This window comes from Ruegeria sediminis, from assembly GCF_005938215.1.
In the GTDB taxonomy this organism is placed as follows: Bacteria; Pseudomonadota; Alphaproteobacteria; order Rhodobacterales; family Rhodobacteraceae; genus Ruegeria; species Ruegeria sediminis.
This window is the reverse complement of the sequence record NZ_VCPD01000002.1, coordinates 266,426-290,910: the sequence shown is the minus strand read 5'-3', so window position 1 is coordinate 290,910 and position 24,485 is coordinate 266,426. Positions and strand designations below refer to the sequence as shown.

Genomic DNA, 24,485 nt, shown 5'->3' with positions numbered 1-24,485 from the left:
GAAATCCGTACCTTACTATGGAATGTGAATCGGATTAACGCAAACCCGCTCGTGCCGCTGCCCGATCGACCGCCGCTGCGACTTCTTCGGCGGCGACCACCTGTGGCATATGTCCGATGCCTTCGAGACGGACAAGGTTTGCTTCCGGTATTTCCTGCACCAGTTTGCCCGAGTGTCGGTCAAGGCCAACCGTCACATCGGCAGTGCCGTGAACGATTTCCGTGGGCACGCCAATTCCGCTGTAGAAGGGCTGCAGCGCGACGATTTCATCCTGCAGGCTGGCGCGCTGCAACGCATTGGAGTGCATCGAGTGGCGGCGCAGCGTCAGACCCGGTCCGAAATGCTCTGCATAGCCTTGTGGCGCCGTTTGCGGAGCAAAAACCTCGTCCAAAGCGTTCGACACGAAACTGTCCGGAACGTACGCGGTGACGAGGGGCAGAACCAGGGCGCTGCCGACCGGATGCGACGCCACCGTGTTGAAGAGATCCAGCGGGTCGTCCCACGGGTGCGATGCAGCGGCCACCGGAACCAGCGCAGAGATGTTTTCCGGGTGGTGGACCGCCCACGCCAGCGCCACCGAGCCGCCATAACTCTGACCAAGTACGATCGGCCTGTCCGCGCCAAGCTGCACGGCCGCCTTCTGCAGAATTGCGGCCTGGTCTGAAATGCTTTCGCCGCCGGAGTTGAACCTGCCGGAATACCCGAGGCCCGGACGGTCAAAGGCGATCACCCGGTAGTTTTCCGCGAGGATCGGCGCCAAAGAAAACGTCATGTCGCGGGCGTTTCCGCTGGAGCCGTGGATCAACACCACATCCGGCCCTTCGCCCATGACGACTGCATGTATCGGCACGCCATCCACATCCAGCATGATGCCTTCTGCGGGATATTCAGCTTCGGCATGAGTCTCGTGACGCGCCGCCTTCCAGACGGTCAACACGGTCAGCGCAGCAAAAAGCAGGCCGACGGATATCAGGACCTTAACCGCCAATGGCTTCCAGGTCGTAGGGCGTGGTCTGATAAATCTCGTTGATCCAGTTGCCATAAAGCAGGTGCGCGTGGCTGCGCCAGCGGTTCTGCGGCGTCCGGCTGGGATCGTCGCCGGGATAGTAGTTGATCGGTACGTTGATCGGCGTGCCGTTCATCACGTCCCTGTCATATTCCTGCTTCAGCGTGTCACTGTCATATTCGAAGTGGTTGAAGATGTAGAGTGCGCGGTGTGACGGGTCCTCGACCAGGCAGGGACCGACCTCGTCGCTGCCGAGAAGGGTGCGCAGGGCCGGCACCGCGTCGATCTCGGCCTGCTTCATCTCGGTCCAGCGGCTTACCGGAATGACGCAATCGTCTGAAAACCCGCGCAGAAACGGCGAGGCGGGCGCAAGGTTCCTGTGCCGGAAACAGCCGAATGCCTTGTGATCCAGGATGTGCTTCCGGACACCGTGGAAATGGTTGATCATCGCCATCCCGCCCCAGCAGACGCCGAAGGTGGAATGCACGTTCGTCTGGGTCCAGTCGAAGACTTCGCAGATTTCGCCCCAGTAGGTGACGTCGGAGAAATCCAGATGCTCGATCGGCGCGCCGGTGATGATCAGGCCGTCGAATTTCTCGCCTTTCACCTCCTGGAAGGGGCGGTAGAATTCCTCCATGTGTTCGGCGGCGGTGTTGCGGGTCTGATGTTCGGTCATGCGGATCAGCGACAGCTCGATCTGCAATGGCGTCGCCCCGATCAGACGCGCGAACTGGTTCTCTGTCTGGATCTTCTTCGGCATCAGATTCAGCAATCCGATCCGCAGGGGCCTGATGTCCTGTCGCGCCGCCTGGTCCTCGGACATCACCATGACGCCCTCGCGCGTGAGGACGTCATAGGCGGGCAGGTCGGAGGGAATCTTGATGGGCATAGACTCGGGACTTTGGTGTTGCGAACGAAATCAGGACATTAGGTCGGCTTGGTGCGGGTCTCAAGGGTACGTTCGATCAACTCATCGAAATCGCCCGCATCGCGCACCGCGCCGATGTCGTCGTCCGTCACGGTGACGCCCCAGTTGCGCGCCATCGCCTCGTACCGCGGCTGGCGATGGGCCAGGGCCTGTGCATAGGTCCAGCGGATGAAGGCATCGGGATCCACCTCGTCTTCGGCGCAGCCCTTTACGGCCAGGTATTCGCTCCAGACGCGGGTCAGGAACTCTGGCTGATACGACATCGGCTTGGGCGCTTTGTCAAAGCGGCGGATCAGCCGGTCAGTATGGGCATCGTCGCCCTTGATCCAGATCATCAGCGTGTGCTGGGAAAGATCGGACAGGACACGGTCGTTCGGATCGTCCGGCTCGACCCATTCGCAGATCGATCCGCCCGTATCGCAGATGAAATTCGGATATCCATAAAGTCGTAGCGCCCGGTCGATGAAGTACTCGGTGTCCAGCAGCGCGTGGATCTCGGCTTGTCGGAACTGCTCCTGACGGCGGCGGTACTCTTCAATCTCAAGACCGCCGAGCGCGGGATTGCCCGGCTTGCCCAGATATGTCGAAACCGGGGTGAGGTTAGAGAAGGAGATGTTCGAGCCGATATAGATCGAGTCCGACATCAGCAGATCGCGCAGAAACGGCACCTTCATGGCATGCGCCTTGGCGTTGTCAGCGATGTACTCGCCCATGTAGCGCGTGCCGATCCGGTAATCGATCGAGTAGTGGAACCACTGGCCCTGATCGCGCAATAGGTTCGAGACATGGGTCTTGCCCAGCCCGGACATGCCGAAGAACAGCACCTTTTTGCGCGCTGCTTCGCGCCATTCCTTTGCCGAGCCGTAGATCATGCCCCACCTTCCTTTTGCGCCCTTGCTAAATCGGGGGGCAGGCCGCGTCAATCGCGGCGGCGCCCGGACCGGTTCAGGACCACGAGGCCAAGCGCCAGCAGTGCAAAGCCGCCATATGCCTGTGGCCCCAGAACCTCGTCCCGCAGGGCCGCGCCGAGCAGGATCGCGACGGGCGGAATGATGAGAGTGACCAACAGCAGATTCCCAGCCCCCGCCATCGCCAGAACCCGATAGTAAAGCAGGTATGCACCGGCGGTCGCGATCAGCGAGTAATAAGCAATGGCCGCCCATGTTATCGGCTGCAATTCCAGAGAGGGTGGCCCATCGATCAGCAGGGCCATCGGCAGGATGGTGAGGGTCGAGCCGGTCAGCATTCCGGCTGCAGCCACCTGCGGCGGAAGAAATGACAGCTTCAACCGGGCCCAGGCCCCGGCAAAGGCATAGGACAAAGTGCCGGCGAGTATGGCCAGTTGGGCTAGGTTGCGAGGATCGAAACTGGTGAAGTTGCGCAACCCGATGGCGGCCGCGACGCCGGCGAAACCAAGGGCAACACCTATGGCCCTATGCGCCGTCAGCCTTTCGTCCGGAAAGACCATCGCCGCCACGATCACCCCGAATATCGCGGTGGCCGCGTTCAAAATTGAAGTCAGGCCGCTTTCGACATGGAGTTGGCCCCAGGCCATGAGGCTGAAAGGGATGACGTTGTTGAGCAGCCCCATCACCAGAAAGGCGCCCCAGACCCGCGGATCGCGTGGCAGCGGCAGCCGCATGACAAGCACCGCGACCCACAAGACCAGCATCGCCCAGAACGTCCGGTGAAGAACCGAAGTGACGACAGGAACCTCGTCCAGCGCCACCCGGATCGAGACAAAGGACGCGCCCCAGATCACTCCCAGGAGGATCAGTTCGGACCAGGCGCGGGGGGACAGGTTCTTTTGTTCGCTCATAGGTTTGGATTAACCGCAGCCGGCACGCCCTGCGACCCGGTTCCTGCGCAATGAACGGCGTCGGACGAGCCGGGTGGTAACCTTCGCGTTGACGGTCCTTGTTCAGGCACGGCGACCCGCGCGAAGCTTACCGGAAGCGTCCAGGATGTTGATGTAATTGCCGGCGAAAATCACGGCCGCGCCGACCAGCACCCAAATGTCCAACGGCTCGTGGTAGAGCAGCATTCCCAGAACGGCGATCGTGGGCAGGCGCGCAAAGTCGATGGGCACAACGACCGTGGCCGGAGCAATCGACAGCGCATTGGTGATGCAGAAATGCGCAAGCAGCCCGGCCAACCCGACGAGGATGAGAAATGGCGCGGTCTGAAGCGTGGGCAAAGCAATGTCTCCATCAAATCCCGAAGCCGCAATGCCCAGTATCGCCTGAATGACCGTAAGCCAGAACATGATGCAGCCGATGCTCGCAATCTGCGTCAACTTCTTGGTCGAAATAGTTGTAATAGCAAAGAAAATTGCGGACATCGCGGCGGTGACCACGCCAATGTTCAGTGTGGTGGCCCCCGGGCGCGCCACGATGAGAATGCCGATGAATCCAATCGCCGCCGCCGCAACCCGCACCGGCGTCAGACGCTCGCCCAGCAAAAGCGGCGACAGGACGATGACCCAAAGCGGTTGGGTGAATTCCAGCGCAAAAACCTGCGCCAGCGGAATGACGGTGACCGCGTAAAACCAAAGGTTCTGCCCGGTGAAGTGCACGACATTGCGGGCGACCTGCAGCCCCATCCGCCGGGTTGTGACCTGCGACCAGCTTTTCGTGGCCGTCAAAACCAGCGAGACGACAAGGATACCGACAAAGCTGCGGTACATCATGATTTCGAAAGTGTCGTGCGTGACACTCAGTTCCCGGCCCGCGATGGCCATGGACGAGAACGAGGCGATAGCCCCGGTCATCCAGAGCGCGGCTTTGCCAACTTGTACCGGTCCCTGATCCATCCTTGCCTCCCGCCGACACGTGGACCCGCAAAATCGGATCGGGTCAAGCGAGAAACCCGCTATGGCGCGCCGGATCCGGCGCTTTCGATACGAAAAAGCCGGGCGCTGGCCCGGCTTGACGCTTGATCACTCCCACTCGATCGTCCCGGGCGGTTTCGAGGTGATGTCGTAGGTACAGCGGTTGATGCCCTTGACCTCGTTGATGATCCGCGTGGCGGTTTCGCCAAGGAACTCGTGGCTGAACGGGTAGTAATCCGCGGTCATACCATCGACCGACGTGACTGCGCGCAACGCGCAGGCATAATCATAGGTACGCCCGTCACCCATTACGCCAACGGTACGAACCGGCAGGATCGCGACGAAAGCCTGCCAGATCTCGTCGTAGAGACCGTGCTTGCGGATCTGGTCGATGTAGATCGCGTCCGCCTCGCGCAGGATGTTCAGCTTTTCGCGCGTGATCTCTCCCGGGCAACGGATCGCAAGGCCGGGGCCGGGGAAGGGGTGGCGGCCGATGAACGACGCGGGCAGGCCCAGTTCGTGACCCAGTGCGCGGACCTCGTCCTTGAACAGTTCGCGCAGTGGTTCGACCAGCTTCAGTCCCATCTTTTCAGGCAGGCCGCCCACGTTATGATGCGACTTGATCGTGACGGACGGACCGCCGCTGAACGAGACGGATTCGATCACATCGGGATAGAGCGTGCCTTGGGCAAGGAATTCAGCGCCTTCGATGGTGTCGGCGTGTTTTTGGAAAACGTCGATGAACAGCTTGCCGATGATCTTGCGCTTGGTCTCGGGATCGCTGACGCCTTCGAGTTCGCCGAGGAACAGGTCGGATTCATCGGCGTGAATCAGAGGCAGGTTGTAATGCTCGCGGAACATGCCGACCACTTCGGCGGCTTCGTTTTTTCGCAGCAGGCCGTGATCGACGAAAACACAAGTCAGTTGCTCGCCGATCGCCTCGTGGATCAGGATTGCCGCGACCGAGCTGTCGACACCCCCGGACAACGCGCAGATCACCTTCTTGTCGCCAACCTGCTCGCGGATCTTGCGGATCATTTCCTCGCGGTAGGCGCCCATCGTCCAGTCGCCGGCAAACCCGGCGATCTTGACGAAATTCTCATAAAGCGTCTTGCCGTTCGGCGTATGGTGCACTTCGGGGTGGAACTGCACGGCATAGAAGTGCCGGCTCATGTCGGCGGTGATGGCAAAAGGCGCATTGGGCGACGTGCCATAAACTTCGAAACCCGGAGCGAGTTGGCTGACGTGATCGCCGTGGGACATCCAGACCTGCTCGTTGCCTTCCAGGAACCAGCCACGCAGAAGGTCGATATGCTCGCCTTTCTGGGTGACGTAGGCGCGGCCGAACTCGGCGGTGCCATGCCCTGATTCAACCATGCCGCCAAGCTGTGTCATCATGACCTGCTGCCCGTAGCAGATGCCCAGGATTGGCAGGCCCATTTCGAACAGCTCTTGCGGCGCGCGCGGAGAACCTTCGCGGGTCACGCTGTCGGGGCCGCCGGACAGGATCACGGCCTTCGGGCTCATCTCGCGGATGAAGCCTGCGGTGACGTTCTGGTAGGGGTGAATTTCACAATAGACGTTCAGTTCGCGCAGGCGGCGGGCAATCAGCTGCGTCACCTGGCTGCCGAAGTCGATGATCAGAAGGCGGTCGTGGGATGTCTGGGTCATGACTGGCTCTTAGGTCGCGTCGCCGATTTGTGCAAGCGGTATGAGGGCGATCGCGACCACGCGCAATCGCGCGCGGGTTTTATCCTTGTGGTGTACGCGGCTTAACCCATGGAATGAGAACTGGCGGCCCCGCGCCGGGCAGCCCGGGCGCCGTCCACACGATAGCTCCAGATTGCGATCGTGGACCAGGACACCACGTAGATCAGACCTATGGCGACGATCACTTCGCCGGGCAGAGGGCCAACATCGGCCCTTTGAAACGCCTGTTCCCAGCTTTGAACAGGGGTCGGATGAACCGCCAGCTTTCCGGCGAAGGCCAGCGACTGGATCAGCAGGATCCACAGGTAATTCCGTCGGATGCGCCTGCCGATCGCGATCAGGAAACCGATATGGTAGCGCGGCCGCAGATAGTCTTCGGCCAGAACCTTCTGCCAGTTCTCTTCCATGTGCAGATCCCCGTCATAAAGCAGCGGGGCGTAAAAATGCGTCTCAAGCCAACGGGCCCTCGCACGCCACACATTGAAGTAGCGATAACGGCGCGCTTCCAGCATCAGGAACAGAATGATGAGGACGCCGACAAGCACCAGGGGCAGGGGGGACGCCTCGGGCGACGCGAACGAGATCGACAGCGCGACGCCAAGGGTCACGACCGCCCAGTTCGAGGTGGTGTCGAGCCGGGTCCGCCAGATCGTGCTGCGGTATACCTCACCGCGATAAAGGTGGGCCACCGCACCGATTTCCGCGGCGCTGAGGGTCTTGCGTTCGGTTTCAGGTTCAGAAATCGGTTTTATCTCCCTTGGCTTTGTCTGGATCATGCCTTTGCGTCAGGCTTGGGTCAAAACATTACCGACACCTCCGGCATGTCGCTTTCCCCCCTCAGGTGCCGTAATCCATATTCGGAGGTGGGGAAGAGTCCTGTAATTAGACCGCCAAAGCAGAACCATCTTATCCAAGGGATCATCTCATGGCAGAGGCAAACACCCAACGCAGAGGACGTGGCGGTGGCGGTGCGGCACGGCGGGCCGAGCGCACGGCAGTCCGTATCGAAACCGCGAAATACATCGAACGCAACATTCCGAACTTCGAGATCCTGAACGACGAGGCCCTTGAAATCATCGAGGCCAACGCGGAAACGATTCTGGAAGAGGTGGGCGTCAATTTCATCGAGAACCCCGGTGCGCTCGAACTCTGGCGCAACGCTGGCGCCGATGTCGATGGCGAGCGGGTTCGGATTCCCCGCGGCCTCGCCCGCAAGCTGTGCGCAACAGCGCCCAGCCAGTTCACCCAACACGCCCGCAACCCCGAGAAATCGGTGGTGATCGGCGGCCGCAACCTGGTTCTTGCCCCGGTTTATGGCCCTCCCTTCGTGCGCGACGTCCAGGGCGGCCGGCGCTATGCCACGATGGAAGATTTCAACAAGTTCGTGAAACTGGCCTACATGTCCAAGTGGCTGCACCACTCGGGCGGCACGGTGTGCGAACCGACCGACATACCGGTCAACAAGCGCCACCTCGACATGCTGATGGCGCATATGACGCTGAGCGACAAACCCTTCATGGGCTCGGTGACCGATCCCAGCCGGGCACAGGACAGCGTCGACATGTGCGGGATCCTGTTCGGAAAGGATTTCGTGCAGGAAAACACCGTGATGACTTCGCTCATCAACATCAACTCGCCGATGACCTTCGACGATGTGATGATGGGCGCGCTGGAGGTCTATGCCAAGAACAACCAGGCCGCGATCATTTCGCCCTTCATCGTGGGTGGCGCAATGGCACCTGTGTCCGTGGCCGGCACCTTGACCCAGGTTCTGGCCGAGGTTCTTTCCGGCATCGCCTATTCTCAGTTGATCCGTCCCGGCGCGCCAGTGATCTTTGGCGCATTCGTGACCTCGATCGACATGAACTCGGGCGCTCCGACCTTCGGCACACCCGAAGCCGCGCATATTACCTATGGCGCCGGTCAGTTGGCCCGCCGTCTGGGCGTGCCTTACCGCTCGGCCGGGTCGTTCTGCGGCTCGAAACTGCCTGACGCGCAAGCGGCGTACGAAACGTCGAACTCGCTCAACATGGGTCTTCTGGCGGGTGTCAACTTCATGCTCCATGCCTGCGGCTGGCTCGAAGGCGGTCTGGTCGCTGATTTCGAGAAGTTCGTCATGGATGCGGACCAATTGGGCGTTCTGCACGGGCTGGCCAGAGGCGTGGCCTACGACGAGAATGCGCAGGCAATGGATGCCATCCGCGAAGTCGGCCCGGGCGGCCACTACCTGGGATGCGCGCATACCCAGGCCAACTTCAAGGAGGCGTTCTGGAAGACCGAACTGCTGGATTACAAGCCGTTCGAGACCTGGGAGGACGAAGGCTCTCGCGATACGCGAACGCTGGCCGCACGCCGGGTCGAGCATCTGCTGGCGAATTACCAGCAGCCGCAGCTTGATCCGGAAATCGCCGCGGCACTGGCTGCCTATGTGGCCGAAAAGAAGGCGTCGATGCCCGACGCCTTCATGTAATCAAGCGTGAAGAGAGGCGCAGCTGGCCTGATACAGCTGCGCCTCACCCAAGATCGCGATCAGCACGTCCAGATGCCGGGCCAGGGAATAGGCGGCACCGTCGTCGCGACGCTGATCGTTCAGTTCCCGTTCCATATCCAACAGCTTCATCAACGCGGCCCCGGAAGTCGGAAGGGTTCCGTATCCGAAAAGCCGTTGCAGGTGGCGGTCACGATTGTACTCCTGCGTCCCGAATTTCGCTGCCCGGATCAAAAGCCGGGGGCGGCGGAGTGTTGAGAGTGTTGTCATGATATCCTGCATGTGATGACCCTTCCTGGTTCTGCGTGATCCCGCGCGTTGTGACACAATCTATAAGGGTGTTGCCCGCATCAACGAACAACGTGCGATGGTTTCACGACTGTTTATCTTTTTGAATCAATCCTGCCCGGAACCGCTGGCCTTTAACGAACGGGTAACGAAACCGCTCATAGGTAGAGTTTTGTTAACCTTAATTCCGCTGGCGAATTGAGACCGTGTCACTGTCGACGAGGGCGTGAAACCATGGAAAATCGTATTGTTTCTTCCGTTCCGGCCTGGGTTCCCGAAGGCGCGCAGCGTTACTTGGCCCATACCGAGGCGGGGCGGTCGATCAGGGACCTTGCGCGTTCGGCGGGCTGTCATGCCTCGACCGTGCTGCGGCAGATCCGGCGGATCGAGATGCGCCGAGACGATCCTCTGGTGGATGCGGCCCTTCAGTCCCTCGCCGCGCATCTGGCGGCGCCAAGACGGGAAGGCGTGCCACATGGCGGGGTGTGGATGCGCCCGGATGAGATGCCGGAAGACGAGGCGCAGCAAGCCGAAGCCTTCGACCGCGAAGCGTTGCGGGTTCTGCGGCGGTTGTGCGAGGCGGGGGCAGTACTTGCCGTGGCCGAGGACATGGACAAGGCCGTGGTCGTTCGGGATGGCGGCGAGACCGGCGCCACAAGAACCGCGGTCGTGGACAGCGAGGTCGCCCAGGCGCTCGCGTTAAACGATTGGATTTCCTGCAACAAACCTGGTCGCATATCGAGGTATCACATCACTCCGCTAGGGCGCAGCGCTTACGGCCAGTTGGTGGCCAACGCGGAAAACCGCGCCCGTTCCCGCAACGACCTGGGCTTTGCCGAGGTCCGCGCGCCCTTCGCTCCGCAAGGCCACGGTTTCATCGACGAAGGCGACAGGCCGAGGCGGTTGCGGTACAGTTTGACCGAAAGCCCTTTGATCGCGCTCGCGCGACGCCGGGATCGGGACGGACAACCCTTTCTCGATGAGGCGCTCGTTCGTGCGGGCGAACGGTTGCGCGAAGACTTCGAGCTGTCTCAGATCGGGCCGCAGATTGCGCAGAACTGGGATCGCTTTCTGACCGGCGGCGTGAGCAGTGACCCGGTATCGGATGCGCATGCCGGCCGTGGTCCGGCTGCGGCGCGCGAGCGTGTCGCGCGGGCGCTTTCGGATCTGGGGCCGGGGCTTAGCGACGTTGCTTTGCGGTGTTGTTGTTATCTGGAAGGGTTGGAACTTGCGGAAAAGCGGATGGGGTGGTCGGCCCGATCTGGCAAGATCGTGCTGCGGATCGCGCTGCAGCGGTTGAAACGGCACTATGACGGACAGGCCGAACGCGACCGCTTGATCGGCTAATTCCGACGGACATCGCCGTCTTGCATTGATCCAGCTTGCCGAAGCCGGGTGAAGTGATAGCTTTTGGCTATGAATTTCACTCTCAGGCAACTTCAGTACTTCAAGGCTGTCGTGGAACACCGGAACTTCGGCCGCGCGGCGCAAGCGTGCCACGTGTCACAACCGGCCCTGTCGGTCCAGATAAGGGCGCTGGAAGATCTGTTGGGCGGTCCGCTGGTCGAGCGCCGATCGCGGGACATTCTTCTTACGCCGCTGGGCCGGGACGTGCTGGAACATGCCCGGTACATCCTTGGCGCGGCCGATCGGCTGGACCGGTTGGCCCGCGATCACTCCGGAGGGCAGAAATCGCTGTCGCTGGGTCTTATCCCGACGATGGCGCCCTATCTGCTGCCCGGCGTTCTGGCTGCGTTGCGGTCCGGCGACGTGTCCTTGCGCGTGCAGATCCGCGAGGCGCGGACCGAACGGCTGTTGGCGCTGCTGCGCGAAGGCGAGATCGACGCCGCGGTGCTGGCGTTGCCGTCCGGCACTCCCGGGCTGCACGAAGAACCGCTGTTCGAAGACAGGTTTTTGCTTGCGGGCAACCAGGCAAGGCTGGACCGTCTGGCCAACAGCCCAGAGGCGCTGCGGCCTACCGACCTGAAATCGGCGCATCTGATGCTTCTGGAAGACGGTCACTGCCTGACGGATCAGGCGTTGGAAGTGTGCGGCCATGATCGCACCAGCGCACGGATCGACATGGGAGCGTCTTCGTTGGCCACTCTGTCGCGGCTGGTGGCCGAAGGTTTCGGCCTGACGCTGATGCCGGAACTTGCCGCCCGTGCCGAGGCCGAGGCTGTGCCGGGCCTCAAGCTGTTGCGTTTCACCGAACCGCAACCCGCACGAACGGTCGGCCTGGTTCGCCGCGACTCCACGTCAGCCGACGGATGGTTCGACGAGTTGGCGGATGTGATACGTGAAGTGGGCGAAGGGATTGTCGAACGCACACGCTCGAACGCCACCCTTTGCGCCTGACCCTAAATCGGCATCGCGGAAAGAAAAGGGGCCCGGCAAATGCGGGCCCCTAAGCAAGGATTTCTCCGACCAGATCAGGCCAGTTCGGGCTGCTTCGCCTCGGCGAGATAGCTCAACAGGTTTTCCGGCGAGGAAACGCCGTAAGGATCCTCGGGGCAGTTGTCCATCAGGCCGGGCTCTTCGAACCATGCTTCGACAACACCGTCGTTGACGATGGCTGCATAGCGCCACGAACGCATGCCGAAGCCCAGGTTGTCCTTGTCGACCAACATGCCCATCTTGCGGGTGAATTCGCCCGAGCCGTCCGGGATCACTTTGACGTTCTCCAGCTTCTGATCCTGCGCCCATTTGTTCATCACGAAGCTGTCATTCACCGACATGCAGTAGATCGCGTCGATGCCATGCGACTTGAACGTCTCGAAGCCCTTCTCGAAACCGGGCAACTGGTAGGTCGAGCAGGTGGGGGTGAACGCGCCGGGCAGCGAGAACAGGATCACACGCTTTCCGGCGAAATAGTCGGCGGTTGTCTTGTCTTCCCAACGGAACGGATTGGGGCCTTCGACCGCTTCGTCGCGCACGCGGGTGTGGAAGGTCACGTTGGGCAGTTTTGCGCCAGTTTTCATGATCTAGCTCCTGTGATTCACTGTCTTCTTCGCGGGGGCTTAAAACGATTCTAACTGGGCTTCAACGGTTGAAATTCTGCGTGCGCCAACTACTCAAAACCCAATTCAAACATTGGCATAGGGGCAAATACCCATATTTTTCTTGTCGCCATGCCGCATCTGCAAACTGGATGCGCATAGCGGCCATGCGTCACTGGCCTTACTTGTGACCCCACGTTATGTTATCGGGAAACCGTGTTGACCCAAATTGACGGAAAACCTCTGTGCGTGACCTGAAAATCCCCGAGCAACGGCATCCGGAAAAGGCGCATCGCCCTGACAATGCGCAGCCCAAGAAACCAAGCTGGATCCGCGTCAAGGCGCCCGGCGGCAAGGGCTATGCCGACACCCACAAGATCATGCGCGAGAACAACCTGGTAACCGTCTGCGAAGAGGCCGGTTGCCCCAATGTCGGCGAGTGCTGGAGCGCGGGCCACGCCACCATGATGATCATGGGCGAGATCTGCACGCGCGGCTGCACCTTCTGCAACATCGCGACGGGCCGGCCGGACGCGCTGGACGTCTTTGAACCCGGTCGGGTGGCTCATGCCGTCGAAAAGCTGGGTCTCAACCATGTGGTCATCACCTCGGTCGACCGGGACGATCTGGAAGACGGCGGCGCCGAGCACTTCGCGCAGACGGTCCGCGCGGTGCGGCACCGTTCTCCCAGCACGACGATCGAGATCCTCACGCCGGATTTCCTGAAATGCGATCCGTCGGTGCTGGAGGTTGTTGTCGAGGCGAAGCCCGACGTTTTCAACCACAACCTGGAGACCGTTCCCGGCCTCTATCCCGAAGTGCGCCCCGGCGCGCGGTATTTCCACTCGCTGCGTCTTCTGCAGCGCGTCAAGGAACTCGATCCGTCCATTTTCACCAAGTCGGGCATCATGGTCGGACTGGGCGAACAGGAACAGCAAGTCCGCCAGGTGATGGATGACATGCGGGCGGCGGATATCGACTTCTTGACCATCGGGCAGTACCTGCAGCCGACGCCGAAACACCATCGTGTTGACCGGTTCGTGACGCCCGAGGAATTCGCGGCATACGAAAAAGCCGCCTACGGCAAAGGCTTCCTGATGGTTTCGGCCACCCCGCTGACGCGCTCGTCCTACCACGCTGGCGACGATTTCGCCCGTTTGCGCGAGGCGAGGCAGAAGAAGCTTGGACAGGCATGACGCCCGAAGCGCAGGCGCGTCTCGCGGACCTGCGGCATGAACTGCACCAATATCCCGAGATTTCCGGGCAGGAAGAACAAACCGCAGCCCGCATCCAAAGCTGGCTGCGACAGTGCCAGCCGGACGAGGTTCTGACCGGCATTGGCGCTCACGGAGTTGCCGCCGTGTTCGACAGCGGCATCGAGGGTCCGTGCGTAGGCGTAAGGTGCGAACTCGACGCCCTGCCCATCGAAGAACAATCCGTCGCGGACCATGCGTCGCGCGTGTCGGGCATGGCGCATCTCTGTGGCCACGATGGACACATGACTATGGTCCTTGCGGTTGCGGAGGCATTGGCACTGGACCGACCGAAACGGGGCAGGGTGGTGCTGATCTTCCAGCCCGCGGAAGAAACTGGAAAAGGTGCGGCTGCCTATATGGCGGATCCCGCATTTGAGCGCATTGCGCCGGACTATGTGTTTTCTCTGCACAACCTGCCCGGACTTCCGCTCGGAAAGGTGGAACTTTGCACTGGTCCGGCCAATTGTGCCTCGCGCGGGATGCGCGTCGTGCTGAAGGGAAAGACTTCGCACGCTGCCGCCCCGCAAGACGGGCTTTCGCCCGCTGCTGCGATGGCGCGGCTGATGCCTGCTCTCGCTGGTTTGGGCAGGGGAGGAGCGCTTGATGCGGGCTACGCCCTGACGACGCTGACCCACGCAGAATTGGGCGAACCCACCTTCGGCGTGGCGCCAGGGCGAGGCGAGCTATGGGTGACTCTTCGCACGGTATCGGACGAACGGATGCAGCAATTGGTCAACGAAGCCGAAACGCTGGCGCGGGCTGAGGCCGCGACTGCAGGGTTAGGGGTGGAAATTGCCTATGACGACATCTTCGAAGCCTGCACCAACCATGCCGAAGCGGTGAGAATCCTGTCCCGCGCTTGCCAGACGAATGGCGTACCTCTGCAGTTGACGTACAAGCCTCAGCGGTTTTCCGAAGATTTCGGGCAATTTGCGAAAGGCGCGGTTTCGGCGATGTTCTGGCTGGGGGCAGGGCGTGACCACCCGCAGCTTCACAATCCGGATTACGATTTCCCGGACACGCTCATACCCGTCGGCGCAGGCATTTTTCTTGCCGCCATCCGTGACGTGTTGGGCTGAAGCCTGACCTCCTCAGGGCCGGAGTTTCAGCGCCTCGCTTCGGGCCCATTCAGGCCACCAGCCCATGTATTCGATCCCGGCTACGATGAGGCAGGCAAGAATGACGCCGAAAACGAATTTCACGCGTCCCTCCGACGGAGGATTCCGCGCCCATTTCGACATGCGCAAAAAGTGCCGGATGTTCATCTTGGCCTCCGCCGGGGTTTGCCGGTGACTCAGCTGTCAGGAAACCGGACCTTGCCGATGAAGGGCAGATTCCGGTTCCTCTGCGCATAGTCGATGCCATAGCCCACCACGAATTCGTCGGGGATCTCGAACCCGATCCAGTCAGAGCGGAAATCCACCTCGCGGCGGCTGGGCTTGTCCAGAAGGGCGATGGACTTCAGTCTCCTTGGTTTCCTGCTTTCCAATAGGTGGGTCACGTGGTTCAGCGTGTGGCCGGTATCCACGATATCCTCGACGACCAGCACGTCGCGCCCTTCAATAGCGCCGCGCAAATCCTTGAGAATACGCACTTCCCGGCTGCTTTCCATCGCGTCGCCATATGATGAAGCCTCGAGGAAATCCACTTCGATGGGCAGATCCAGTTCGCGCACCAGATCGGCGATGAAAACGAAGCTGCCGCGCAGCAAGCCGACGACCACAAGCTTTTCGGTATCGCCGAATTCGGCGGAAATCTCGCGGCACAGCTCCTCGATCCGAGCGGCGATCGCCTTGGCCGAGATCATCTCATCTATCACATATGCGCGTTGGCTCATGTCGGGCCCCTTGATCTTTGGCGCGCAACATACGACATGACGCGCCATTGTCATGCAATAAAACCGGAACTGATGCCTACCCACTCGGAAACCCGTCACCTGCCTTACACCGCCCAGCAGATGTACGATCTGGTCGCCGACGTGGCCAAGTACCCGCAGTTCCTGCCCTGGTGTGCGGCCGCCCGCATCCGGCGCACCTATGCGCTTGGCGAGGTCGAGGTGATGGAGGCGGATCTGGTGATTTCCTTCAAGGTGTTCCGCGAACGTTTCGGCAGCCGCGTCACGCTTCAGCCGGTGATCAAGCGGATCGACACCGAATACCTGGATGGTCCCTTCCGCTACATGAAATCCGACTGGACATTCCACGAATCGCCGGACGGTGGTTGCAATGTCTCGTTCCATGTGGATTTCGAGTTCAAGAACGCGGTCCTGCAGGGGATCATCGGCGTGGTTTTCAACGAAGCGATGCACCGGATCGTGCGCGCCTTCGAACAGCGCGCCGCCGCTCTCTACGGCTGAGGCTTTACCCGCCGTCTAGCGGCGCTAGACTGCGACCATGACTGATCTGACCTCGACACTTGCCGACTTTGCCGCGGGGCCGGTTGCGACCACGACCCAGGCCCGGATCGTCGCATCCCTGTCCGCGCTGGACTGGCTCGCCGTCGGGCGGGCGGGTGCGGATGAGCCGGTGTCGCGAATCGTCCGCGACATGGTGCTTGAAGAAGGCGGTGTCGCCCAGGCGCAGTTGTTCGGTGAAGGTGCCGCCCCCTTGCGCGGCGCGGCGCTGGTCAATGGCACGGTTTCCCACGCGCTCGACTATGACGATACGCATTTCGCGCATATCGGGCACCCTTCGGTCGCGGTGTTCCCCGCTGCGTTGGCCATCGCGGAAAGCACCGACCGGATGCTTGTCGATCTGTTGGAAGCGGCATTGGTGGGGATGGAGGTGTCCATCCGCATCGGCCTTTGGCTGGGGCGCAGCCACTATCAGACCGGTTTCCATCAGACGGCAACCTCGGGTGCATTTGGTGCGGCCGTCGCGGCTGGTCGGCTGGCCGGGCTGAACGCGGATCAGATGAAGAAGGTCCTGGGCCTGACCGCTACCCGAGCATCGGGGCTCAAGGCGCAGTTCGGAACCATGGGCAAGCCGTACAATGCCGGTATCGCCGCTGCGGCCGGCCTCGAGGCGGTTCTTTTGGTGCAGCGCGGGTTCGAGCCCAACCCGGATGCGCTGGAAGGTCCGTTCGGCTTTGGTGCGACCCATCACGGCGCGCTGGATCTTGTCGCTGCGCTGGACGGGCTGGGGGACGAATGGCTTTTCGAATCCGTCAGCCACAAGTTCCACGCCTGTTGTCACGGCCTGCATGCCGCACTCGAAGCGGCGCTTGCGCTGGACATCGCGGAACCGGAGGTCGCGGAAATCAAGGTCAAGACGCATCCGCGCTGGATGAGCGTGTGCAACCAACCGGCGCCGACAACTGGGTTGGGGGCAAAATTTTCGTATCGCACCGTGATCGCGATGCAAGCGCTGGGGCACGATACGGCAAAACTCGACAGTTATTCAGAGGCGGTCTGCGCCGATCCGCGCCTGATTTCCTTGCGGAACCGGATTGCGGTCGAGGCGGATGAGAGCCTGTCCGAGACGCAGGCGCACTTGTCTCTGCTGCGGCGCGACGGTGTCCGGCGCGAGGTGACGCATGACCTGATGACTCCGCTTTCGCTGAGTGAGCGAGAGGACCGCGTGCGCGAGAAGGCGGCCAAGCTGATCGGCGCCGATGAGTCGGACGAAATCTGGTCGATGCTGCGAACCGGCGGACGCACCAGAGATCTGGCGGCGCGGCTGAACGCTGCGCGAGGCATTGCCGCGAGTGAGGCGGAAAGAAAAAGCGGGCCTCAATAAGCCCGCTTCATGCCCTTTCGGGCGCAGAGCACTGAGGTGGGCTCAGCTGCTCATGTCATAGGCCCGCTCTCCGTGAACTGAAAGATCGAGCCCGTTTGTCTCGGTTTCGGCATCTACGCGAAGCGCGGTGACAAGTGCAACCACTTTCACCAGTACAATAGTGACAACTGCCGTAAAGGCACCCACGATGATCAACCCTCCAAGCTGCGCGGTCCAGCTTCCAAGACCATAGACCGCAATCATCAGCGTGCCGAAAATGCCGCCCACGCCATGCACGGCAAACACATCCAGGGTGTCATCGATCCTGAGCATGTTGCGGATGACGTTGACGGCCTCCTGGCACAGGATTCCGGCTACCGCACCGATGATCAGCGCCTGTACCGGATCGACATAGCCGGAGGCAGGCGTGATCGAGGCGAGGCCGGCAATCGTACCGGTCACCAGGCCGACCATCGATGCCTTGCCGTATTTGATACGCTCCCAAAGCGCCCAGGTCAGCGATGCGGTCGCCGCCGAAATATGCGTGACCGTCAGCGCCATCGCCGCACCGCCATCGGCGGCCAACTGCGACCCGCCGTTGAAGCCGAACCAGCCCACCCACAGCATCGCCGCGCCGATCATGACGAAGCCGGGATTGTGCGGCGGCGTCGTGCGGTTGCGGCGGGGGCCAAGGAAGATCGCGACGATCAGCGCCGCGATGCCAGCGGTTTCGTGAACGACGATCCCGCCGGCAAAGTCGCGAACACCGACCTCGCCCAGAATGCCGCCATCGGTCAGGATACCTCCACCCCAGATCCAGTGAACCACCGGCGCATAGCAGAGCAGCATCCACAGGCTGGAAAAGGTAAGTACGAAGCCGAAGCCCACACGCTCCACATACGCGCCCACGATCAGGGCCGGGGTGATGATGGCGAAGGTCATCTGGAAGGCAAAGAACAGGATCTCGGGCAAGGTGCCGGACAGGCTGTCGGCGGTGACCCCGGTCAGGAACGCTTTGCCCAGACCGCCCCAAAGCCCCGAAGTTCCGTCGCCGAAGGCGATGGAATAGCCCGCAATGAGCCAAAGGATACTCATGAGGCAGGCGATGGCGAAGCAGTGCATGAACACGCTGAGCACGTTTCGCGCTCGAACGAGCCCGCCGTAGAACAGGGAAAGACCGGGAAGGGTCATGAAAAGAACCAACGCCGTCGCGACGATGATCCAGGCTGTATCGGCTCCGTTCATGGGCCGCTCTCCTTTCGCGTCAGGTTCACCGGTTCGCCGCAGGGGCGGTCGGACCGGCACCGTGTGAGTGGTGATGAGAAGCCTTCAAGCGAAGCGCGGGCGAGGAAAAAAGAGGCAACCCCGGTCGGGCCTGCCTGTTTTGGCATCTTTTGTTCAAATGGTGATTATTTGCGCGTCAATTCCGGCAAACCGCCTCATTTTTCCGCGAAATGGGAAAGCCCCAACATCAGCAGGTTCAACGCATGATCCCGTGCGGCACGCCGCACCCGGTCTCGTCCGGGCGCCCCGAATTCGATGGTTTCGACGCGCGTCTGCAGTCCAGTTCCGGCAAGGCCGAAACAGACGCGGCCCTCGGGCTTGAACCCGGACCCGCCGGGCCCTGCGATGCCGGTTACGGATACCGCCAGTTGCGCGTGCGAATTCCTCAGCGCGCCTTCGGCCATTTCCTTCGCCACTTCCTCGGACACCGCCCCAACCGCATCAAGAGTTGCGGCCCTGACGCCCAGCATTTCCTGCTTGGCCTTATTGCTGTAGGTGACGAAGCCACGTTCAACCACATCCGAACTGCCCGGGATGTCGGTCAGGGCGGCGGCGACCATGCCACCGGTACAACTTTCCGCGGTGACGATCTTGACCTTCAGCGCCCTTGCGCGGTCGAGCAGTTCGATGACATTCACAGCCCCAGAACTCCATGTGCCAGCGCCGCAAGAAGCGCGACGCCGATGGCGGCGAATATGCCGGCGATCATGTCGTCCAGCATCACGCCCAACGGTCCACCCTTTCGGTCCGCCCAACCGACGGGACCGGGTTTGGCGATGTCGAACAGGCGGAACAGTACGAATGCGGCGATCCAGCCCGGCCACAGGGCCGTGATCGAGATGCCATGCGCCCAAGCCGGATAAGACAGCGCCCAGAGCGCGATGAACTGGCCCACGACCTCGTCGATCACGATTTCGGATGGGTCATGATCCTCTTGCCCCTCGGTCATAACGCCAGTGGCCCAAAACCCGCCCAGGAAAGCCGCCAGCGTCGCCAGAACCAGCAGGGGAAATCCTCCGGCAATGTGCAGGATCCATGCCATCGGCAGAGCTGCCAACGAACCCCAGGTGCCGGGGGCAGGGCGCAGATAACCGACACCGGCCACCGTGCCTATGAGCTGCGCCAGACTCATGCGCGCACCAGACAGGCTGTGGCAATCGCGGCGATGCCTTCGCCGCGACCGGTGAAACCGAGACGTTCCGAAGTCGTCGCCTTGACCGAGACCTGATCGGCGCGCAGCCCCATGATCCGGGCCATCTCGGCGCGCATCGCATCGGCATGTGGCCCGATCTTTGGCTGTTCGCAGACCAGCGTGCAGTCAGCGTTCGAGATGGCAAAGCCCATTCCGGCCGCCAGATCGACCGCGTGGCGCAGGAAAACTTCGCTCGCAGCCCCTTTCCACTGCTGATCGGACGGCGGGAAATGCTGGCCGATGTCGCCCCGCGCCAGAGCGCCATAGATTGCATCGGTCACCGCGTGCATTCCAACGTCGGCGTCGGAATGCCCCTGGAGCCCGCGATCATGTGGCACCTTCACGCCACACAGGATCACGTGATCTCCGGGCCCGAAGCGGTGCACGTCATAGCCGTTGCCAAGCCTGATATCCATGAAAGCTCCCAAAATCCGTTCGGCCCGGGCGAAATCCTCGGGGCGCGTTATCTTGATGTTGTCGGGGTCGCCCGGAACGATGGCGACCTCGATTCCCGCGGCGCGAGCAACCTCCACGTCATCCGCTGCGCCTCCGGGGTGGGCGTCATGGGCGGCAACAATGACATCATAGTGGAACCCTTGCGGAGTCTGCGCGGCATAAAGGCCAGCTCTGTCCTGCGTGCCGGTGACCCGCGCCTCGTCTCCGGTCCATAGCGCGTCCGTCACGGCCAATCCCGGTGCGGCTGCGGCATGGGTTTCAAGCGCGGCCAGCACACCCGCAATTGTATCGGGCGAAACGCAGGGCCGCGCCACGTCATGGATCACGACCTTTTCGACACCAAGCCCAACGAGAGAGCGTAGGCCGTTCCGCACGGATCCGGCGCGATCCAGACCGCCTCGAGCGAGGATCAAGTCGGTACCCTCAAACTCCTCCCACGCTCTGCGGTCTTCTTCGGAAAGTACCAGCACAATGTGATCGAGACCGGCAGCCCGGAACCTGTCCAGGGTCCAGTCGGCGACTCTGCGACCCGCCAGTACACGCCATTGTTTCGGCGCGCCGCCGGCGCGCTGCCCCCGTCCGGCGGCGACGATGATGGCGGCTGTGGTCATGGTCTGGTCGGCTCCTGTTGTTGGGGTTCTGTTTATGGGGCGGCGTAAGCAGAGGCAATCGCCCGCGTTGGCGTGCTGAAAAAATAGGCAAATGATGCTTCTGCGGGCTTGCCGGGTCGGGATTTGTTGTTCATAGCCTGCGATTTCGGTATCAAACTCTCGACTGCACAAGGATTAGGCACGTTGACCCTGCGTCTCGCCGACAAGGAATTGAACCCGCCAGTGCTTCTGGCGCCCATGGCCGGAATCACCGACCGCCCGTTCCGCGACCTCGTCATGAGTTTCGGCGCCGGCATGGTGGTCAGCGAAATGGTCGCATCTCAGGAGATGGTGCAGGCCAAGCCCGGAGTGCGCGAACGCGCCGAACTTTCGGCGGACGTCGAGAACACGGCCGTGCAACTTGCCGGGCGCGAGGCGCACTGGATGGCCGAGGCCGCCCGCCAGGTGGCGGACCGGGGCGCGCGGGTGATCGACATCAACATGGGCTGCCCGGCCAAGAAGGTGACGAACGGCTATTCCGGATCGGCCTTGCTCAAGACCCCAGATCACGCGCTGACTTTGATCGAGGCGGTCGTCGATGCGGTGGACGTGCCGGTCACGCTGAAAACCCGCCTCGGCTGGGACGAAAACCTGCTCAACGCGCCCGAAATCGCCCGAAGGGCCGAGGACGCTGGGATCCGAATGGTCACGATCCACGGACGCACCCGCTGCCAGTTCTACAAGGGCCGCGCGGATTGGCGGGCGATCGCCGCGGTGAAACAGGCCGTGTCCATTCCCGTCATCGCCAACGGCGATATCATCGATAGCGAAACTGCGCGCACCGCGTTGCGGCAATCCGGGGCGGATGGCGTCATGGTCGGGCGCGGGGCGCAGGGAAAGCCGTGGCTGCTGGCAGAGCTTTGCCACGACATCTACGGAACGGAATCGCCGGACGTTCCCGAAGGCGCCGCGCTGATCGAAATGGTGCGCGCGCATTACGCTGCAATGCTGAATTTCTACGGTGCCGAACTCGGCCTGCGCGTCGCCCGCAAGCACTTGGGCTGGTACATGGACGAGGCGGGAACCGCCGTGCCGTTGCGGCGCGCCGTTCTGACCTCGCGCAATCCGGACGAGGTTTTGCGCCTGCTGGGCGAGGCGCTGGCGCCGCAATCGGAGCAGGTGGCATGACATCGGATCAGGAAATCTGGACCTCTCTGCCGGTTCCGGCCTTCGTCATAGATGCCGAGGACCGCATCGCCGACGTGAATTCGGCCGGAGAGGGATTTCTGAACGCGTCGCGCAAGTCGGTGCTTGGCCATCCGGTCTGGGATGAGATCGCCGTGGACGCGCCGCTGGAAGAAGCGTTTCAGCGCGCTCGGACGAATGGAACGCCTCTGTTCGTCAACGATGTGGATGTGGGCTCGGGCAGCCGCGCACCGCTGCAGTGCGCGCTGCAGATCGCACCGCTGATCGGCCATCCCGGATCGATGATCATGACCATCTCGCCGCGCGAACTGGCCGGGCGGATGACGCAGAGCCACACGGCGAAATCCGCCGCGCAGTCCGCCATCGGCATGGCAGAGATGCTGGCGCACGAAATCAAGAACCCGCTTGCTGGAATTACAGGCGCGGCGCAGCTTCTCAGCATGAACATTTCGCCACAGGATCTGGAATTGACAGATCTTATCGTCGAGGAAAGCCGCCGGATCGTCAAATTGCTGGAACAGGTCGAACAATTCGGAAACCTGTCGCGGCCCGATCTCAAGCCGGTAAACATCCACGATGTTCTGGACAAGGCGCGGCGCTCGGCTTTGCTGGGCTTTGGGGCGGACATGACCATTGTCGAAGACTACGACCCTTCGCTGCCGCTGGCCCATGGCGATCCGGACCAATTGTTGCAGGTGGTTCTGAATCTGCTCAAGAACGCCTCGGAGGCGGCGGGGGCCGGGGGCGGCACGATCCGTCTGCACACCTATTTCGAACATTCCTTCAGACTTCGCCGCAGCGACGGGTCGGGCCATTCGCTGCCCCTGCAGATCGAGGTCATCGACGATGGCCCGGGACTGCCCGAGAACATACGCGCCGACATTTTCGATCCGTTCGTGTCGGGGCGTGAGAATGGTACCGGCTTGGGCCTGGCGCTGGTCAGCAAGATCGTTTCGGACCACGACGGCTGGATTTCGGTGGATTCGGTGCCCGGACGCACCGTGTTTCGCCTGTCGCTGCCCCGCGCGCCGCGGGAAATCGTAACAGAGGAGAGACCCTGATGGATGGCACCGTTCTGGTCGCGGATGACGACCGTACGATCCGCACCGTTCTGACCCAGGCGCTGACGCGCGCGGGCTGCAAGGTACATGCCACCTCTTCGCTGACCACGCTGATGCGCTGGGTTGCCGAGGGCAAGGGCGACGTTGTGATCTCGGACGTGGTCATGCCCGACGGCAACGGCCTGGAGATGTTGCCAAAAATTGCGCAGGATCGCCCCGGTTTGCCCGTCATCGTGATCTCTGCACAGAACACCATCATGACTGCAATTCAGGCCGCCGAGGCCGAGGCGTATGACTATCTGCCGAAACCCTTCGATCTGCCTGACCTGATGAAGCGAACTGCCCGTGCGCTGGAGCAGAAACGTCGCGCGCCGGCCGCGCCGCAGGAAGAAAGCGAGGATCGGCCCGAAGAGTTGCCGCTGGTCGGGCGCACGCCGGTCATGCAGGCGCTCTACCGGTTGGTGGCCCGAGTGATGAATACCGACCTGCCGGTGATGATCTCGGGCGAGAGCGGGACGGGCAAATCGCTGATCGCGAGGGCAATCCATGACTTCTCGGACCGGCGGACATTGCCCTTCGTGACCGTGACCGGCGCGGAACTGCGGGACCTGGAGGGTCCGGCGCGTGTCATGGCGCGGGTTCGCGGCGGCACGCTTTTGATCGACGAAGTGGGCGACATCGAGGAAGAAATACAGGCACGCATCGTGCGGATGATGGATGCGCCCAGCGACCATGTGCCGAGGTTCATGGCCACAAGCCAGACCGATCTGGCCGGGGCGATGGAAAACGGGCGCGTGCGGCAGGATCTGTATTATCGCCTCAGCGGGGCGACCGTCCATGTTCCGTCCCTGCGCGAGCGGGTTGATGACATCCCATTGCTGGCCGAGCATTTCCTGGCCCGCGAGGAGCGGGACGGCGCGTCCAAGCGGTGGCTCAGCGCCGAGGCGTTGGAACTTGTTCGCCGCTACTCCTGGCCTGGCAACGTGCGACAGTTGGAAAACGCGGTGCGCCGTCTGGGCCTGACCAGCCGCGCCAGCGAAATCACCCGCGCCGAAGTGGAGGCCGTTCTGGGCAGCCAGCCCGAAGTCGAGCCGGTTCTTGGCGGCAGCGACAAGGAAAAACTGTCGACTTCGGTGGCCCGTCATCTGCGGCGCTATTTCGATCTGCACGGCAACATGCTGCCTGCGCCGGGCCTGTATCAGCGCATCCTGCGCGAGGTCGAAGCGCCGCTGATCGAGATCGCGCTGGACGCAACTGCCGGGAATCAGGCGAAATGTGCCGACCTTTTGGGGATCAATCGGAATACGCTTCGTAAAAAAATCACCGATCTCGATATTCAGGTGACACGCCGCCGCAAACTGATGTAATATCGCCACACAAATCGTGGCATCCGGGTGTCAACCCGGCAAGGACCACGACATATGGCGGTAAGCCGCGAACGCGGCACATTAGAATGAGGGCAGCAGGTGGCATCC

24 protein-coding genes are annotated in these 24,485 nt (G+C 61.9%); 10 read left to right on the top strand and 14 right to left on the bottom strand.

Features of this window, described 5'->3' with window-relative positions; genetic code table 11:
• Window positions 1–34 precede the first annotated feature (34 nt).
• From FGK63_RS05985 to FGK63_RS05955, 7 genes are all read right to left on the bottom strand, one after another.
• On the bottom strand, window positions 35–988 hold the full coding sequence (locus FGK63_RS05985; protein WP_246043963.1) for an alpha/beta fold hydrolase: 954 nt from the start codon (window positions 986–988) through the stop codon (window positions 35–37).
• On the bottom strand, window positions 978–1,895 hold the full coding sequence (gene metA, locus FGK63_RS05980; RefSeq protein ID WP_138840698.1) for a homoserine O-acetyltransferase MetA: 918 nt from the start codon (window positions 1,893–1,895) through the stop codon (window positions 978–980). The genes FGK63_RS05985 and metA overlap by 11 nt, the downstream gene beginning before the upstream one ends.
• Window positions 1,896–1,933: 38 nt before the next feature.
• Window positions 1,934–2,806 (bottom strand): ATPase, encoded by an 873-nt coding sequence (locus FGK63_RS05975; RefSeq protein ID WP_138840697.1) that lies wholly within the window; start codon window positions 2,804–2,806, stop codon window positions 1,934–1,936.
• 47 nt (window positions 2,807–2,853) lie between these two features.
• The gene (locus tag FGK63_RS05970; RefSeq protein WP_138840696.1) at window positions 2,854–3,753 is read right to left on the bottom strand and encodes a DMT family transporter; all 900 of its coding nucleotides are present in this window, start codon (window positions 3,751–3,753) and stop codon (window positions 2,854–2,856) included.
• Between the two features lie 102 nt (window positions 3,754–3,855).
• Window positions 3,856–4,746: a DMT family transporter gene (locus tag FGK63_RS05965; protein WP_246043962.1), complete on the bottom strand. Its 891-nt coding sequence runs from the start codon at window positions 4,744–4,746 to the stop codon at window positions 3,856–3,858.
• A gap of 126 nt (window positions 4,747–4,872) precedes the next feature.
• The gene (guaA, locus tag FGK63_RS05960) at window positions 4,873–6,435 is read right to left on the bottom strand and encodes a glutamine-hydrolyzing GMP synthase (protein ID WP_138840695.1); all 1,563 of its coding nucleotides are present in this window, start codon (window positions 6,433–6,435) and stop codon (window positions 4,873–4,875) included.
• A 101-nt stretch (window positions 6,436–6,536) separates the two neighbouring features.
• On the bottom strand, window positions 6,537–7,250 hold the full coding sequence (locus FGK63_RS05955; RefSeq protein ID WP_138840694.1) for a DUF2270 domain-containing protein: 714 nt from the start codon (window positions 7,248–7,250) through the stop codon (window positions 6,537–6,539).
• A 149-nt stretch (window positions 7,251–7,399) separates the two neighbouring features.
• Between FGK63_RS05955 and FGK63_RS05950 the strand changes: the two genes are divergently transcribed.
• Window positions 7,400–8,944 (top strand): trimethylamine methyltransferase family protein, encoded by a 1,545-nt coding sequence (locus FGK63_RS05950; protein ID WP_138840693.1) that lies wholly within the window; start codon window positions 7,400–7,402, stop codon window positions 8,942–8,944.
• Here FGK63_RS05950 and FGK63_RS05945 read toward each other — a convergent pair whose 3' ends face one another.
• Window positions 8,945–9,232, bottom strand: a complete 288-nt coding sequence (locus tag FGK63_RS05945; protein ID WP_342777311.1) for a DUF6477 family protein — start codon at window positions 9,230–9,232, stop codon at window positions 8,945–8,947.
• 252 nt (window positions 9,233–9,484) lie between these two features.
• Between FGK63_RS05945 and FGK63_RS05940 the strand changes: the two genes are divergently transcribed.
• Together FGK63_RS05940 and FGK63_RS05935 are read left to right on the top strand one after the other, a co-directional pair.
• Window positions 9,485–10,597 (top strand): DUF6456 domain-containing protein, encoded by a 1,113-nt coding sequence (locus tag FGK63_RS05940; RefSeq protein ID WP_138840691.1) that lies wholly within the window; start codon window positions 9,485–9,487, stop codon window positions 10,595–10,597.
• A gap of 69 nt (window positions 10,598–10,666) precedes the next feature.
• Entirely contained in the window at window positions 10,667–11,608 is a 942-nt protein-coding gene (locus FGK63_RS05935) for a LysR substrate-binding domain-containing protein (RefSeq protein ID WP_138840690.1), read from the top strand.
• A 74-nt stretch (window positions 11,609–11,682) separates the two neighbouring features.
• Here FGK63_RS05935 and FGK63_RS05930 read toward each other — a convergent pair whose 3' ends face one another.
• The gene (locus FGK63_RS05930; protein ID WP_138840689.1) at window positions 11,683–12,231 is read right to left on the bottom strand and encodes a peroxiredoxin; all 549 of its coding nucleotides are present in this window, start codon (window positions 12,229–12,231) and stop codon (window positions 11,683–11,685) included.
• 263 nt (window positions 12,232–12,494) lie between these two features.
• Here FGK63_RS05930 and lipA point away from each other — a divergent pair, with 263 nt between their 5' ends.
• Together lipA and FGK63_RS05920 are read left to right on the top strand one after the other, a co-directional pair.
• Window positions 12,495–13,445 (top strand): lipoyl synthase, encoded by a 951-nt coding sequence (lipA, locus tag FGK63_RS05925; protein ID WP_138840688.1) that lies wholly within the window; start codon window positions 12,495–12,497, stop codon window positions 13,443–13,445.
• Window positions 13,442–14,584, top strand: a complete 1,143-nt coding sequence (locus FGK63_RS05920) for an amidohydrolase (RefSeq protein WP_138840687.1) — start codon at window positions 13,442–13,444, stop codon at window positions 14,582–14,584. Before lipA ends, FGK63_RS05920 begins: the two co-directional genes overlap by 4 nt.
• A 215-nt stretch (window positions 14,585–14,799) precedes the next feature.
• Here the strand turns inward: FGK63_RS05920 and hpt are convergent, their stop codons facing one another.
• Entirely contained in the window at window positions 14,800–15,342 is a 543-nt protein-coding gene (gene hpt / locus FGK63_RS05915) for a hypoxanthine phosphoribosyltransferase (protein ID WP_138840686.1), read from the bottom strand.
• Window positions 15,343–15,414: 72 nt separating this feature from the next.
• Between hpt and FGK63_RS05910 the strand changes: the two genes are divergently transcribed.
• Both FGK63_RS05910 and FGK63_RS05905 read left to right on the top strand, forming a co-directional pair.
• Window positions 15,415–15,861, top strand: coding sequence for a type II toxin-antitoxin system RatA family toxin (locus FGK63_RS05910; protein ID WP_138840685.1), 447 nt, complete (start codon window positions 15,415–15,417; stop codon window positions 15,859–15,861).
• Between the two features lie 37 nt (window positions 15,862–15,898).
• Window positions 15,899–17,242, top strand: a complete 1,344-nt coding sequence (locus FGK63_RS05905; protein WP_138840684.1) for an MmgE/PrpD family protein — start codon at window positions 15,899–15,901, stop codon at window positions 17,240–17,242.
• Window positions 17,243–17,284: 42 nt separating this feature from the next.
• Here FGK63_RS05905 and FGK63_RS05900 read toward each other — a convergent pair whose 3' ends face one another.
• The 4 genes from FGK63_RS05900 to FGK63_RS05885 all read right to left on the bottom strand — a co-directional run bounded on the left by FGK63_RS05900 (window position 17,285) and on the right by FGK63_RS05885 (window position 20,764).
• Window positions 17,285–18,466, bottom strand: a complete 1,182-nt coding sequence (locus FGK63_RS05900; RefSeq protein WP_138840683.1) for an ammonium transporter — start codon at window positions 18,464–18,466, stop codon at window positions 17,285–17,287.
• Window positions 18,467–18,660: 194 nt separating this feature from the next.
• Window positions 18,661–19,143 (bottom strand): CinA family protein, encoded by a 483-nt coding sequence (locus tag FGK63_RS05895; protein WP_138840682.1) that lies wholly within the window; start codon window positions 19,141–19,143, stop codon window positions 18,661–18,663.
• Window positions 19,140–19,637, bottom strand: coding sequence for a phosphatidylglycerophosphatase A family protein (locus FGK63_RS05890; RefSeq protein ID WP_138840681.1), 498 nt, complete (start codon window positions 19,635–19,637; stop codon window positions 19,140–19,142). The genes FGK63_RS05895 and FGK63_RS05890 overlap by 4 nt, the downstream gene beginning before the upstream one ends.
• Window positions 19,634–20,764, bottom strand: coding sequence for a bifunctional 2-C-methyl-D-erythritol 4-phosphate cytidylyltransferase/2-C-methyl-D-erythritol 2,4-cyclodiphosphate synthase (locus FGK63_RS05885; protein ID WP_138840680.1), 1,131 nt, complete (start codon window positions 20,762–20,764; stop codon window positions 19,634–19,636). Before FGK63_RS05885 ends, FGK63_RS05890 begins: the two co-directional genes overlap by 4 nt.
• 183 nt (window positions 20,765–20,947) lie before the next feature.
• Between FGK63_RS05885 and dusB the strand changes: the two genes are divergently transcribed.
• The 3 genes from dusB to FGK63_RS05870 are packed head-to-tail and all read left to right on the top strand — an operon-like array spanning window position 20,948 to window position 24,377.
• Window positions 20,948–21,931, top strand: a complete 984-nt coding sequence (dusB, locus tag FGK63_RS05880) for a tRNA dihydrouridine synthase DusB (RefSeq protein ID WP_281282106.1) — start codon at window positions 20,948–20,950, stop codon at window positions 21,929–21,931.
• Window positions 21,928–23,010 carry a two-component system sensor histidine kinase NtrB gene (locus FGK63_RS05875; protein ID WP_138840678.1) on the top strand — a complete coding sequence of 361 codons (1,083 nt, stop codon included), beginning with the start codon at window positions 21,928–21,930 and terminating at the stop codon, window positions 23,008–23,010. The genes dusB and FGK63_RS05875 overlap by 4 nt, the downstream gene beginning before the upstream one ends.
• Window positions 23,010–24,377 (top strand): response regulator, encoded by a 1,368-nt coding sequence (locus tag FGK63_RS05870; RefSeq protein ID WP_138840677.1) that lies wholly within the window; start codon window positions 23,010–23,012, stop codon window positions 24,375–24,377. The genes FGK63_RS05875 and FGK63_RS05870 overlap by 1 nt, the downstream gene beginning before the upstream one ends.
• Window positions 24,378–24,485 lie beyond the last annotated feature (108 nt).